Genomic DNA, 13512 nt, shown 5'->3' with positions numbered 1-13512 from the left:
CTCTTTTGCTATCCGGCAGAAAAAATCTGCGGAATGAATAATTTGTCATTGTATATCCGCATGTTTTTCGCGTAATATGACAAAATACATCCGGTTAACTGATAAATAGTTGAGAAAATGAATAATATCGTTTCTTTCCGCTTCTTTTTTTACTTTAGCGCCTGAACTCAGGGGGCTTTGCGCGTAAAAAAGAAACGAAAAGTAACGCCGTAAGCCTCCAGTTTGGAGGCTTTTTTGTTTCAGGGGTTTGCCGGAACGGGTGAGATAATCACGTCCGGCAGCACCGTCGTCATAATTGAAGACCACAGGGTCAGAGGAATAGGAAAACATGCCACATCTCGCTGAACTGGTTGCTCAGGCAAAAGCAGCCGTCGAAGAGGCAAAGGATGTTGCAGCGCTGGAATCGGTACGTGTTGAATACCTGGGTAAAAAAGGGCATTTAACCTTACAGATGCAATCGCTGCGGGATCTGCCGCCGGAAGATCGTCCTGCTGCGGGTGCAGTGATTAACGAAGCCAAACAAGAAGTTCAGACTGCACTGAATGCCCGTAAAGATTCCCTGGAATCTGCGGCGCTGAATGCCCGTCTGGCTGAAGAGCGGATTGATGTCTCTCTGCCGGGACGCCGCATGGAAAATGGCGGTCTGCATCCGGTCACCCGTACCATTGAGCGTATCGAAACCTTTTTCGGCGAACTGGGCTTTTCTGTTGAATCCGGCCCTGAAATTGAAGATGACTATCATAACTTTGATGCACTGAATATTCCGGCACACCATCCGGCACGTGCTGATCACGATACCTTCTGGTTTGATGCCAAACGCCTGCTGCGTACACAGACCTCCGGTGTGCAGATCCGTACCATGAAAGATAAACAGCCGCCAATCCGCATTATTGCGCCGGGCCGCGTTTACCGTAATGACTACGACCAGACTCACACCCCGATGTTCCATCAGACAGAAGGTCTGATTGTGGATACCGATATCAGTTTCACCAATCTTAAAGGCACACTGCATGATTTCCTGAATCATTTCTTTGAAGAAGAAGTGCAGGTGCGTTTCCGTCCGTCCTACTTCCCGTTCACTGAACCGTCAGCGGAAGTGGATGTGATGGGTAAAAACGGCAAATGGCTGGAAGTGCTGGGCTGCGGGATGGTGCATCCGAATGTGCTGCGCAATGTCGGCATTGACCCGGACATTTACTCCGGTTTCGCCTTTGGTATGGGAATGGAGCGCCTGACTATGCTGCGCTATGGCGTGAGCGATTTACGTGCATTCTTCGAAAATGACCTTCGTTTCCTCAAGCAATTCAAATAAGGCGGGATACTCTCATGAAATTCAGTGAACTCTGGTTACGCGAATGGGTAAACCCGGCTGTCAGCAGCGACGCATTATCTGATCAGATTACTATGGCCGGCCTGGAAGTGGACGGCACAGAAGCCGTTGCCGGTCAGTTTAACGGTGTGGTTATCGGGGAAGTGGTTGAGTGCGGACAGCACCCGAACGCTGATAAACTGCGTGTAACAAAAGTGAATACCGGCGGTGACCGCCTGCTTGATATCGTCTGCGGTGCGCCAAACTGCCGTCAGGGGCTGCGTGTGGCTGTTGCGACAGTCGGTGCGGTCTTACCGGGCGATTTCAAAATCAAAGCTGCCAAACTGCGCGGCGAGCCGTCAGAAGGTATGCTCTGCTCATTCTCTGAGCTGGGTATCAGCGCTGATCACAGCGGCATTATTGAATTACCGGCAGATGCGCCGATCGGTACTGATCTGCGTGAGTATATGAAGCTGGATGATACCGCGATTGAAATCAGCATCACGCCGAACCGTGCGGACTGCCTGAGCATCCGTGGTGTGGCCCGTGATGTGGCGGTTCTCAATAAGATGGATTATCAGGCTCCGGATATGTCCCCGGTCGCCGCTGTTCATCAGGACACGTTCCCTATCCGTGTTGATGCGCCGCAGGCGTGTCCGCGTTTTACCGGACGTGTGATTAAAAACGTCGATGTGACAGCAAAAACTCCGCTGTGGATGGTGGAAAAACTGCGCCGCGGCGGTATCCGCTCTATCGATCCGGTCGTGGATATCACCAACTACGTTCTGCTGGAGCTGGGGCAGCCGCAGCATGCTTATGATCTGGATACCCTTGAGGGTGAGCTGATTGTCCGCATGGCAGAGCAGGGTGAGAAACTGACGCTGCTGGACGGCAACGAAGTCACACTGACAGATAACATTCTGGTGATTGCAGATCGCCGTGGTGCGCTGGGTATGGCCGGTATTTTCGGCGGCGATCACTCCGGTGTGTCTGACACCACTAAAAATATCCTGCTGGAAACTGCATTCTTTAACCCGCTGGCTATCACCGGCCGTGCACGTCAGTATGGTCTGCATACCGATGCGTCACACCGTTTTGAGCGCGGCGTGGATCCGCAGTTACAGCGTATTGCGGCAGAGCGTACCACCCGTCTGATTCTGGATATCTGCGGCGGTGAGCCGGGCGAAATCATTGAAGTGGTTTCTGAAGCGGATTTACCGAAAGCGGCAACGATTACACTGACCCGTAACAAGCTTGACCGTCTGATCGGCCATTATGTGGATGATGCGCAGGTAACGGATATTCTGACCCGTCTGGGCTGCGATGTGAAAATTTCTCAGGATCAGTGGCTGGTGACTGCGCCGTCATGGCGTTTCGACATGGAAATTGAGGAAGATCTGGTGGAAGAAGTGGCCCGTATTTACGGCTACAACAATATCCCGGATGTTCCGCTGCGCGCTGACCTGATTATGACTTCCCGTCACGAAGCACATCTGCCGCTTAAGCGTGTGAAAACACTGCTGGTTGACCGTGGTTTCCAGGAAGCGATTACCTACAGTTTCGTCGACCCGAAAATTCAGGCGCTGCTGCATCCGGCTCAGGATACGATTATTCTGCCTAACCCGATCTCTGCGGATATGTCAGCGATGCGTCTGTCACTGCTGACCGGTCTGTTAAGCACGGTTGTGTACAACCAGAACCGCCAGCAGAGCCGTGTCCGCCTGTTTGAATCCGGCCTGCGCTTTGTACCGGATACGGCCGCAGACCTCGGAATTCGTCAGGAAACCATGCTGGCAGGCGTTATTGCCGGTAACCGTTATGAAGAACACTGGTCATCAGAAAAACAGGTCGTTGATTTTTATGATTTAAAAGGTGATCTGGAAGCCATTTTGGAATTGACTGGCAAATTAGATCGTGTATCGTTTAAAGCAACGACAAATCCGGCCCTCCATCCGGGACAAGGTGCTGAGATTTATCTGGAAGATGAGCATATTGGTTATATCGGTGTGGTTCATCCGGAACTGGAGAAAAAACTGGATCTCAACGGCCGTACGGTTGTCTTTGAAATCCGCTGGGACGCACTGACAAACCGTATTATTCCTGAGGCTGAAGCAATTTCACGCTTCCCTGCGAACCGCCGGGATATCGCCATCGTTGTGCCGGAAAACGTCGCTGCACAAGACATTCTGAACGAATGTAAAAAAGTTGGCGTAAATCAGTTAGTTGGCATAAACTTATTTGACGTGTACTGTGGTAAGGGTGTTGCTGAGGGTTATAAGAGTCTGGCGATCAGTCTGACCTTACAGGATACAGAGCGTACACTTGAAGAAGATGAAATTGCAGCAACCGTAAACAAATGCGTTGCCGCGTTGCAACAGCGATTTAAAGCATCCTTGAGGGACTAAACCTATGGCGCTTACTAAAGCTGAAATGTCAGAAAATCTGTCGGAAAAACTGGACCTGAGCAAACGCGATGCGAAGGACCTGGTTGAACTGTTTTTTGAAGAGGTACGCCGTTCTCTTGAGAATGGTGAGCAGGTGAAATTATCCGGTTTCGGAAACTTTGATCTGCGGGACAAGAATCAGCGTCCGGGCCGTAACCCGAAAACGGGTGAAGATATTCCTATCACAGCCCGTCGTGTTGTCACTTTCCGTCCGGGGCAGAAACTGAAAGCCAAGGTCGAAAAATCGACACCGAAAGAGTAAGACCTGAAACGACCTCTTATGAGGTCGTTTTCTTTTCTGTGGTTTGTCAGACATTAACCTCCTTCTGACTCAGGTATACTATCTCCCGTCTTGATTAATGACAGGGATCTCATGCATATTCACAACCCCATCACCAAGCTGGTACAGACGCGGAAAAAACGGGATGTACAGCGCATAATTCTTCTTTCCGTTACCTTGCTGATAATGATCGCTGTTGCACTGTGCGCCGGTGAGATGTGGATTTTACCGGACCAGTGGTTATCTGAAACCGCGCAGTTGTTTGTCTGGGATCTGCGTTTCCCGCGTGTGCTGGCGGTGATTGCCGTGGGGGCCGGGCTGGCAATGGCCGGTGCGGTGATGCAGGCCATTTTTGAAAACCCGCTGGCGGAACCGGGGTTACTCGGCGTAAGTAACGGTGCCGGGGTGTTTGTTGTTTTTATCGTCCTGTTTTTTAAAGGCATGCCGCCGCTGTGGGTGCTCGGGGGCGGGGCGGTGATCGGGGCGACACTGCTGACACTGATTTTACTCTATTTTGCCCATTTCCGGCGGCTGAGTAACAGTCAGCTGCTGCTGGTCGGGGTGGCACTCGGGGTTATCTGCGGCGCATTTATGACCTGGATGGTGTATTTCAGCACCAGTCTGGATTTACGTCAGCTGATGTACTGGATGATGGGGAGTTTTTCCGGGGCGGACTGGCGGCTCAGCCCGTTACTGGCGGCGATAGCGGTGGTGGCGGTGTGGCTGCTGTGGCAGGCACCGGTGCTTAACTATCTTGCACTGGGTGAGGTCAATGCCCAGCAGCTCGGGGTATCGGCACACCGCTGGCGCAATGTGTTTATTATTGCCGTCGGGTTGCTGATCGGCCTGAGTGTGGCGGTGGCCGGCGCTATCAGCTTTATCGGGCTGATTATCCCGCATATGCTGCGATTGATGGGTATTACTGATCACCGGACATTATTACCTGCCTGTGCATTATTTGGTGCCGTCAGTCTGTTGCTGGCGGATCTATGTTCACGGCTGATTTTATCCAATGCCGAAATTCCGATCGGTGTGGTGACCGCAACCATCGGTGCACCGGCCTTTATTTATCTGCTGACCCGTCATCACGGAGGGCGCCGCTGATGGATAATCTGTTACTTGATGTCAGCGGGATCCGCATCGGTCGCCGTCTCTCCTGTGATGCCCTGCAATTTTTTGCCGGACAGCAAATCCATCTGCTGGGGCCGAACGGCTCCGGTAAGAGCACACTGCTGGCGGCACTGGCGGATGCTGTCCGCTATGAGGGGCAGATCCGCTACCGTGGTACGGATTTGAAATCGATCCCCAAACGGCAGCAGGCGCAGTTCCGCGCCTATCTGACCCAAACCACCGACTGTGTCCCGGTGATGACGGTGTTTCAGTATCTGCAGCTCTATATGCCGGCGGTGCAGGAAAATACACAGCTGATTTATCAGCTGTGCGGCGATTTTCAGCTGGAGCTGTTACTGCCGCGCATGCTGACGCAATTATCCGGCGGCGAATGGCAGCGGGTGAAAATAGCGGCTATATTTCTGCAATTATGGACAACGGATGATTTGTCCGGGAAATACTTATTACTGGATGAACCGCGTAACCACCTGGATATTACCCAGCAGGCGATGCTGGATAAATGGATAGCCCGGTTTTGTGAGCAGCAGGGGACGGTTATTACCAGCGGTCATGATTTAAACCACAGTTATCTGCATGCCGATGCCGTGGTGTTACTTAAAGCCGGTCAGTTACTTGCGGCCGGTGAAACTCAGATAATTATGACTGAAGATATTTTGAGCGAACTTTTTCAGTCCGAAATAAAAAGTATCAGACCAACGCAAAAAACACAGTGGCAAATAACAGATTGGCATCAACAACAGCGCTGATTTTTGTTATGCTGTCACAAATATTTGTTGTTATGTCGTCGCCGTAAAGATTAAGAATTGTTTAAACGAAGCCCTGGTGTTGAGCGTCAATTGAATCAATTCAGGATATAATCATCACTTCCGATTCTTATTAGGTTGTATTTATGCTTGAGTTTCTTCCGTTTTCCCGGCCTGCTATCGGGGAGTCAGAGATCGCGGCTGTTGAAAAAGTACTGCGTTCCGGCTGGATCACCACCGGCCCGCAAAATCAGCAGCTGGAAGCGGATTTCTGTCAGCGTTTCGGCTGTAAACACGCCATCGCTCTGGCATCAGCAACTGCCGGTATGCATGTTGCGCTGATGGCACTGGGTGTCGGCCCGGGAGATGAAGTGATCACGCCTTCACAGACCTGGGTTTCCACCATCAATATGATCGAACTGCTCGGCGCAGTGCCGGTGATGATTGATGTTGACCGCGACACACTGATGATTCAGCCGGATGCCGTCCGTGCGGCCATTACCCCGAAGACCAAAGTCATCATTCCGGTTCATTATGCCGGAGCTCCCTGTGATTTGGTTGCTTTACGTGCTATTGCGCAGGAACACAATATTTTCCTGCTGGAAGATGCCGCACATGCCGTCGGTACCCGTTACCGTGACGAGTGGATCGGCGAAAAAGGCACCGCTATTTTCTCTTTCCACGCAATTAAAAATGTCACCTGCGCGGAAGGCGGATTAATTACTACAGATAACGATGAACTTGCACAGCGTATCCGCTGTCTTAAGTTCCACGGGCTGGGTGTGGATGCGTTTGACCGTCAGATGCAGGGCCGTAAACCGCAGGCGGAAGTGGTCGAACCGGGGTTCAAATATAACCTGTCAGATATCCACGCCGCGATTGCGGTGGTGCAGCTGAGCCGGATGGACGAGCTGAACGCACGCCGCGCACACCTGGCACAGCTTTACCGTGAAGCCCTGGACGGGCTGCCGGTTAAATTGTTATCCGTGCCGGATTACCCGCATCTGCATGCCAATCATCTGCTGATGATCCGTGTGGATAAAGCGGTCTGCGGCATCGATCGCGATACCTTTATGGAGCAGTTAAAAGCGGTCAATATCGGGACGGGCCTGCATTTCCGTGCAGCGCATACCCAGAAATATTACCGGGAACGGTACCCGTCATTGTCACTGCCGAATTCGGAGTGGAACACCGCGACATTATGTTCGCTGCCGTTCTTCCCGGATATGAAAGACAGTGATGTGACCCGTGTGACAGACGCAATCAGAGCTATTCTTGCGGAGCAGAAATAAGTGTCATTTAACGAAATTAAGAAAGTCTCAGTGGTGATTCCGGTTTATAACGAGGAAGAGAGTCTCCCTCAGTTGCTGGAACGTACAATCAAAGCCTGTCAGTCACTGAAGCAGGCGTATGAAATTGTGCTGGTGGATGACGGCAGCCGTGACCGCTCAGCGGAAATGCTGACGAAGGCGGCAGAAATCCCTGAAAACCATGTGGTTGCTGTCCTGCTGAACCGTAACTACGGCCAGCACTCCGCAATTATGGCGGGTTTCAGACAGGCCGACGGTGATCTGGTGATCACCATGGATGCGGATTTACAGAACCCGCCGGAAGAGATCCCGCGTCTGGTTGAAAAAGCAGAAGAGGGTTATGACGTGGTCGGAACACGCCGCGCAAACCGTCAGGACTCCTGGTTCCGCAAAACCGCCTCAAAAATGATCAACAAAATGATCATCGCCGCAACCGGCAGCGCCATGGGTGACTACGGCTGTATGCTGCGTGCGTACCGCCGTCATATCATCGACGCGATGTTACAGTGCCATGAGCGCAGCACCTTTATTCCGATTCTGGCAAACACCTTTGCCCGTAAAACGATTGAAATTGATGTTAAACATGCAGAACGTGAGTTCGGGGACTCAAAATACAGTTTCCTCAAACTGATCAATCTGATGTATGACCTGCTGACCTGCCTGACCACCGCGCCGCTGCGCCTGTTAAGCATTGTCGGCAGTATCATCGCCGCGTCCGGTTTCCTGCTGGCGCTGTTACTGATTATCCTGCGCGTGGCTTTCGGTGCGCTGTGGGCGGCAGAGGGCGTGTTTACCCTGTTCGCCATCTTATTTATGTTTATCGGTGCACAATTCGTGGCAATGGGTCTGCTCGGGGAATATATCGGGCGGATTTATAACGATGTTCGTGCACGTCCCCGGTATTTTATTCAAAAAGTGGTCGGCGCTCAGGCGAAAGAGACCAGTGAAACTGAAACTCAGGAAAAAAACTAATGAAAGCAATCGTATTTGCCTACCATGATATTGGTTGTGTCGGATTGAAGGCCCTGAAAAAAGCGGGCTTTGATATTCAGGCCGTCTTTACCCATACGGACGACCCGGGTGAAAACCATTTCTTCTCATCGGTGGCCCGCGTCAGTGCGGACATGGAATTGCCGGTTTATGCCCCTGAAAACGTTAACCATCCGCTGTGGGTGGATCGCATCCGTGAACTGAAACCGGATGTCATTTTTTCTTTCTACTACCGCGATATGCTGAGCGAAGATATTCTGGCGCTGGCACCGAAAGGCGCATTCAATCTGCACGGTTCTTTGCTGCCGAAATACCGCGGCCGCGCACCAATCAACTGGGCTGTGCTGAACGGTGAAACCGAAACCGGTGTTACCCTGCACAAAATGGTTGCCAAAGCCGATGCCGGCGATATCGTCGCGCAGGAAAAAGTGACTATCGGTGGTGATGATACTTCCCTGATTGTTCACGGTAAAGTCCGTGAAGCCGCAGAAACACTGCTGAACAAAACCTTACCGCTGATTGAGGCCGGTACTTACAAAACCACCGTTCAGGATGAATCTCAGGCAACTTACTTCGGCCGCCGTTGTGCGGAAGATGGCCTGATCGACTGGAATCAGTCTGCGGCACAGATCCACAACCTGGTCCGCGCGGTGACAGAACCGTATCCGGGCGCATTTACTTTCCTGGGTGAGCGCAAAATGATCATCTGGCGCAGCCGTGTGCTGACCGATAACAAAGGCAAACGTCCGGGAACCGTTATCTCTGCTGAACCGCTGGTGATTGCCTGCGGAAACGGCGCGCTGGAAGTGATCAGCGGCCAGGGTGAATCCGGCCTGTATGTGCAGGGTGCCCGTCTGGCAGCGGAAATGGGTATCGTGACTGATGTCCGCGTCGGCCCGAAAGCCACTGCGCAGGTTGCCCGCCGCAAGCGTGTGCTGATCCTGGGTGTGAACGGTTTCATCGGTAACCACCTGACAGAACGTCTGCTGGAAGACGGTAACTACGATATCTATGGTATGGATATCAGCTCTTCCGCCATTGACCGTTTCATCGGTGACGAGCGTTTCCACTTTATCGAAGGCGATGTCAGCATTCACACCGAGTGGATTGAGTATCACATCAAAAAATGTGATGTCATTCTGCCGCTGGTGGCGATTGCCACACCAATCGAGTACACCCGTAACCCGCTGCGCGTGTTCGAGCTGGACTTCGAAGAAAACCTGAAAATCGTCCGTTACTGCGCGAAATACAACAAACGCATCATCTTCCCGTCCACCTCTGAAGTGTACGGTATGTGTGATGACAAAGAGTTTGACGAAGATAATTCACGCCTGATTGTCGGCCCAATCAACAAACAGCGCTGGATCTACTCTGTTTCCAAACAGCTGCTTGACCGGGTTATCTGGGCGTACGGCGCGAAAGAAGGTCTGAAATTCACTCTGTTCCGTCCGTTCAACTGGATGGGGCCGCGTCTGGACAGCCTGAACTCTGCGCGTATCGGCAGCTCCCGCGCTATCACTCAGCTGATCCTGAACCTGGTGGAAGGTTCTCCGATTAAACTGGTTGACGGTGGTGAACAAAAACGCTGCTTTACTGATATCCATGACGGTATCGAAGCCCTGTTCCGCATCATTGAAAACCGTGACGGCAAGTGTGACGGGCAGATCATCAACATAGGTAACCCGGTGAACGAAGCGAGTATCCGCGAACTGGCAGAAATGCTGCTCGACTGCTTCGAGAAACATCCGCTGCGTGATAACTTCCCGCCGTTTGCCGGCTTCCGTAAAATCGAAAGCAGCACTTACTACGGTAAAGGTTACCAGGACGTGGAACACCGTAAGCCAAGCATCAAAAACGCTGAGCGCTTACTGGACTGGAAACCGACTATCGATACCCGCCAGACTGTGGAAGAAACTCTCGACTTCTTCCTGCGCGGTGCGGTTGAAGAGCTGAGGAACGACGAGTAATGAAAAATGTCGGCCTGCGGGTTGACGTGGATACTTACCGCGGCACACTGGAAGGTGTGCCGCAGTTACTGAAGGTATTTGCGCAGCACGATATTAAAGCCAGTTTTTTCTTCAGCGTCGGGCCGGACAATATGGGGCGTCACTTGTGGCGCCTTTTGCGTCCTAAGTTTCTGTGGAAAATGCTGCGCTCCAATGCGGCTTCATTGTACGGCCTTGATATTCTGCTGGCCGGTACGGCATGGCCGGGTAAGAAAATTGCCCGAGACCTGGGTTACCTGATGAAACAGACACTGGATGCCGGTCATGAAGTCGGCCTGCATGCGTGGGATCACCAGGGCTGGCAGGCGAAAATCGGCCGCTGGACACCGGCACAAATCACAGAGCAGATTCGCCTGGGAACCGATGCCTTATCACAGGCCACCGGACAGCCGGTGCAGTGCTCTGCGGTAGCGGGCTGGCGTGCGGATGAGCGTGTGATTGAAGCCAAACAGGCGTTTGGTTTTGCCTACAACAGTGATTGCCGCGGTACACATCCGTTTCGTCCGCTTCTTGCAGACGGGACTACCGGAACCGTGCAGATTCCTGTTACACTGCCGACCTATGATGAAGTGGTGGGACCGCAGGTGGCTGATGCGGATTTCAACGACTTTATCCTCGATGCAATCAGACGGGATCAGGGCGTACCGGTCTATACTATCCACACTGAAGTGGAAGGCATGTCCAAAGCCGCACAGTTTGAGGCATTACTGGAACGGATTAAAAATGAGGATTTCCGCTTTTGTCCGCTCAGTGAACTGCTGCCGTCTGATTTATCAACATTACCGACAGGCAAAGTGGTACGGGGTGATTTCCCCGGCCGGGAAGGGTGGCTGGGCTGCCAACAAGAGGGATAGCATTGCATGCTGAATAACCGGGCGAGTAAAATCGGAGCCTTTCTGCTGGCTCTTTTTTTCGTGTTAACTTACCTTTTCCCGATCAATGATCGTCTGCTCTGGCATCCGGATGAAACCCGGTATGCGGAAATCAGCCGTGAAATGGTGACACAGGGCGACTGGGTTGTTCCCAAATTACTCGATCTGCGTTATTTTGAAAAACCGGTGGCCGGTTACTGGGTGAATAACGTCAGCCAGCTGGTCTTCGGTCATACCAATTTTGCTGTCCGTGCAGGCTCTGTCTTCAGCATCCTTATCAGCACTCTGCTGGTTTACTGGATGACCCTCCTGATGTGGCGCAACCGTCACACGGCATTTGTTGCGTCGCTGGTCTTTGTCTCCATGTTTCTGGTATTCAGTGTCGGCACATACAGTGTGCTCGACCCGATGTTTGCCATGTGGGTGATTGCCTCGATGGCCTTCAGCTTCAGGGCACTGAAAGCCGAAAATGTGAAAACCAGGATAACCTCCTGGTGCCTGCTGGGTCTGGCCTGCGGTATGGGCTTTATGACCAAAGGCTTCCTTGCGCTGGCGATCCCGGTGGTGGCAATGCTGCCGGTGATGCTGTACCAGCGGCGTTTCCTTGAGTTACTGAAATTCGGTCCGCTGGCGGTGATCTGCGCAGTGCTGATCAGCCTGCCGTGGGCGATTGCGGTTCATCAGCAGGAGCCGGATTACTGGCGCTATTTCATTGTGGTGGAGCACTTTCAGCGTTTCTCCGGTGAAGATGCCCAGCACGCCTCGCCGGTCTGGTACTACATCCCGGTGATCCTGCTCGGTTGTCTGCCGTGGCTGGCATTACTGCCCGGTGCATTGTTTAAAGGCTGGAAAGAGCGGCGCAATAATCCGCCGATGTTTTTCCTGTTCTGCTGGTTTGTTGCCCCGTTCCTGCTGTTCAGTATTGCCAAAGGTAAACTGCCGACCTATATGCTGCCGCTGATGGCACCGCTGGCGGTCATGATTGCCAAATACGGCGTTGACTGTGTGCGCAAACACCGGATGAAAGCGCTGCAGGCGAACGGTATTCTGAACCTGACCTTTGGTGCGGTGGCGGTTGCCGGACTGATCGTTGCCAGCTATCTGGTGAAAAAACCAATCTATCAGCCGGATGAATGGTCCAAAGTGGTACTGGGCATTGTCGCCTTTACTATCTGGGGCATCATCGGGTATCTCTGTTATCTGCTGAAAGCAAAACACTGGCTGTGGGCGGCTTCCTGCTCACTGGTGATCAGCCTGACATTCGGTAGTGCGGTACCGGATCGTTCTGTGGATTCCAAACTGCCGCAGGCGTTTATCCGCCAGAATATGGCTGATTTGGAAAAAAGTTCGTTTATTGTTAGTAACAGTGTCGGCATCGGTGCCGGGCTGGCCTGGGAGCTGAAACGCGGTGATATTTACCTGCTGAATAATTCCGGTGAGCTGACTTACGGCCTGAAATATCCGGACAGCGAATACCGGCTGCTGAATGATGCGACTTTCGCTGACTGGCTGGCAGAGACCCGCAAAAAAGGGCAGGTCGCACTGCTGGTAACAGATAAAAATGACACCTATGATGCCAAACTGCCGCCGGCGGACAAACGGACCGAAAACAGCCGGATGACCCTCTATATCTATGATAAACAGCCATAAGGTGTGATGGTGTTCGGTCAAATTGTTTTACTGATTATTGTCAGTTTTCTTACCTGCGGCGGTCAGATCTGCCAAAAGCAGGCAGTGGATGTCTGGCAGGCGGCGCAGGAAAATGCGAAACGCAAAGGCCTGTACTGGCTGGTGCTGGCGGTATTTCTGCTCGGCCTGGGGATGCTGCTGTGGCTGAAACTCCTGCAGGTGATGCCGCTGAATATCGCTTATCCGATGCTGAGTATCAACTTTGTGGTGGTCACCCTGGTGGCACAATTTTTATACGGTGAGCGGGTGACCCGCAGACACTGGTGCGGTGTGGCCGCGATTGTCACCGGCGTGATTCTGATGGGAGCGGGACACTGATGCGCGGATATCTCTGGGTGCTCGGCAGTGTACTGTTTGTCACCGCCGCTCAGTTGCTGCTGAAGCTGGGCGTGACACAATTACCCGATATTGCACTGAGTTCACAATGGCTGGATATCCGCCGGCTGTTATCTCAGTGGCAGCCGTTTGCAGTCGTTTTCGCCGGATTGGTGGGGTATGTCCTGTCAATGGTGTGCTGGCTGCTCGCGCTGCGGGATTTGCCGCTCAATAAAGCCTATCCGCTTATCAGCCTGAGTTATGTGTTTGTCTATCTGCTGGCTGCCTTTCTGCCCTGGTTTAATGAAGGTGTGTCGCTGATAAAAAGCATCGGTATTATTTTTATTCTGTTTGGTGTGCGTCTGATCCACAGTAAAGAGAAGCCAGCCGCATAGTCACGGGGCGGTTTACTGTTTTATTAAG

General features: G+C 52.4%; 13 protein-coding genes and 1 other annotated feature. Of the genes, 12 read left to right on the top strand and 1 reads right to left on the bottom strand.

The window, feature by feature from the left end; all coding sequences use genetic code 11:
• Positions 1–45: 45 nt before the first annotated feature.
• Positions 46–330 (bottom strand): hypothetical protein, encoded by a 285-nt coding sequence (locus AB7038_RS01795; protein WP_004235364.1) that lies wholly within the window; start codon positions 328–330, stop codon positions 46–48.
• Positions 114–239 (top strand) — a sequence feature (Phe leader region). Its footprint overlaps the gene before it by 126 nt.
• Between AB7038_RS01795 and pheS the strand changes: the two genes are divergently transcribed.
• The 12 genes from pheS to arnF all read left to right on the top strand — a co-directional run bounded on the left by pheS (position 329) and on the right by arnF (position 13484).
• Positions 329–1312, top strand: a complete 984-nt coding sequence (gene pheS, locus AB7038_RS01790) for a phenylalanine--tRNA ligase subunit alpha (protein WP_072868437.1) — start codon at positions 329–331, stop codon at positions 1310–1312. The two genes, AB7038_RS01795 and pheS, sit on opposite strands and share 2 nt — an antisense overlap.
• Before the next feature lie 14 nt (positions 1313–1326).
• Positions 1327–3714 carry a phenylalanine--tRNA ligase subunit beta gene (gene pheT / locus AB7038_RS01785; RefSeq protein ID WP_369452644.1) on the top strand — a complete coding sequence of 796 codons (2388 nt, stop codon included), beginning with the start codon at positions 1327–1329 and terminating at the stop codon, positions 3712–3714.
• A 4-nt stretch (positions 3715–3718) separates the two neighbouring features.
• A complete protein-coding gene (ihfA, locus tag AB7038_RS01780) occupies positions 3719–4015 on the top strand; it encodes an integration host factor subunit alpha (RefSeq protein ID WP_004235369.1) in 297 nt (98 codons plus the stop codon).
• 111 nt (positions 4016–4126) lie between these two features.
• Positions 4127–5137, top strand: a complete 1011-nt coding sequence (gene btuC / locus AB7038_RS01775; protein ID WP_139294215.1) for a vitamin B12 ABC transporter permease BtuC — start codon at positions 4127–4129, stop codon at positions 5135–5137.
• Positions 5137–5910: a vitamin B12 ABC transporter ATP-binding protein BtuD gene (locus tag AB7038_RS01770; protein WP_368889205.1), complete on the top strand. Its 774-nt coding sequence runs from the start codon at positions 5137–5139 to the stop codon at positions 5908–5910. Before btuC ends, AB7038_RS01770 begins: the two co-directional genes overlap by 1 nt.
• Before the next feature lie 143 nt (positions 5911–6053).
• The gene (arnB, locus tag AB7038_RS01765; protein WP_368889206.1) at positions 6054–7199 is read left to right on the top strand and encodes a UDP-4-amino-4-deoxy-L-arabinose aminotransferase; all 1146 of its coding nucleotides are present in this window, start codon (positions 6054–6056) and stop codon (positions 7197–7199) included.
• On the top strand, positions 7200–8189 hold the full coding sequence (arnC, locus tag AB7038_RS01760; RefSeq protein WP_349418145.1) for an undecaprenyl-phosphate 4-deoxy-4-formamido-L-arabinose transferase: 990 nt from the start codon (positions 7200–7202) through the stop codon (positions 8187–8189).
• A complete protein-coding gene (arnA, locus tag AB7038_RS01755; protein ID WP_369452643.1) occupies positions 8189–10174 on the top strand; it encodes a bifunctional UDP-4-amino-4-deoxy-L-arabinose formyltransferase/UDP-glucuronic acid oxidase ArnA in 1986 nt (661 codons plus the stop codon). The genes arnC and arnA overlap by 1 nt, the downstream gene beginning before the upstream one ends.
• Complete coding sequence (gene arnD, locus AB7038_RS01750; RefSeq protein WP_072868426.1) at positions 10174–11067, top strand: 4-deoxy-4-formamido-L-arabinose-phosphoundecaprenol deformylase; 894 nt, start codon at positions 10174–10176, stop codon at positions 11065–11067. Before arnA ends, arnD begins: the two co-directional genes overlap by 1 nt.
• A gap of 6 nt (positions 11068–11073) precedes the next feature.
• Complete coding sequence (arnT, locus tag AB7038_RS01745; protein WP_368889210.1) at positions 11074–12735, top strand: lipid IV(A) 4-amino-4-deoxy-L-arabinosyltransferase; 1662 nt, start codon at positions 11074–11076, stop codon at positions 12733–12735.
• A gap of 6 nt (positions 12736–12741) precedes the next feature.
• Positions 12742–13092 (top strand): 4-amino-4-deoxy-L-arabinose-phosphoundecaprenol flippase subunit ArnE, encoded by a 351-nt coding sequence (arnE, locus tag AB7038_RS01740; RefSeq protein WP_108656886.1) that lies wholly within the window; start codon positions 12742–12744, stop codon positions 13090–13092.
• Positions 13089–13484, top strand: coding sequence for a 4-amino-4-deoxy-L-arabinose-phosphoundecaprenol flippase subunit ArnF (gene arnF / locus AB7038_RS01735; protein ID WP_368889300.1), 396 nt, complete (start codon positions 13089–13091; stop codon positions 13482–13484). The genes arnE and arnF overlap by 4 nt, the downstream gene beginning before the upstream one ends.
• Positions 13485–13512 lie beyond the last annotated feature (28 nt).

Source organism: Morganella morganii, from assembly GCF_041099235.1.
Lineage (GTDB): Bacteria > Pseudomonadota > Gammaproteobacteria > Enterobacterales > Enterobacteriaceae > Morganella > Morganella morganii_E.
This window is presented reverse-complemented; position numbering and strand designations above follow the sequence as displayed.

Bases quoted from the DNA above. Each gene is read 5' to 3' on its own strand.
- arnB (WP_368889206.1), top strand. From the start codon at position 6,054: ATGCTTGAGTTTCTTCCGTTTTCCCGGCCTGCTATCGGGGAGTCAGAG.
- ihfA (WP_004235369.1), top strand. From the start codon at position 3,719: ATGGCGCTTACTAAAGCTGAAATGTCAGAAAATCTGTCGGAAAAACTG.
- pheS (WP_072868437.1), top strand. From the start codon at position 329: ATGCCACATCTCGCTGAACTGGTTGCTCAGGCAAAAGCAGCCGTCGAA.
- pheT (WP_369452644.1), top strand. From the start codon at position 1,327: ATGAAATTCAGTGAACTCTGGTTACGCGAATGGGTAAACCCGGCTGTC.
- AB7038_RS01770 (WP_368889205.1), top strand. From the start codon at position 5,137: ATGGATAATCTGTTACTTGATGTCAGCGGGATCCGCATCGGTCGCCGT.
- arnT (WP_368889210.1), top strand. From the start codon at position 11,074: ATGCTGAATAACCGGGCGAGTAAAATCGGAGCCTTTCTGCTGGCTCTT.
- arnA (WP_369452643.1), top strand. From the start codon at position 8,189: ATGAAAGCAATCGTATTTGCCTACCATGATATTGGTTGTGTCGGATTG.
- AB7038_RS01795 (WP_004235364.1), bottom strand. From the start codon at position 330: ATGTTTTCCTATTCCTCTGACCCTGTGGTCTTCAATTATGACGACGGT.
- arnD (WP_072868426.1), top strand. From the start codon at position 10,174: ATGAAAAATGTCGGCCTGCGGGTTGACGTGGATACTTACCGCGGCACA.
- btuC (WP_139294215.1), top strand. From the start codon at position 4,127: ATGCATATTCACAACCCCATCACCAAGCTGGTACAGACGCGGAAAAAA.
- arnE (WP_108656886.1), top strand. From the start codon at position 12,742: ATGGTGTTCGGTCAAATTGTTTTACTGATTATTGTCAGTTTTCTTACC.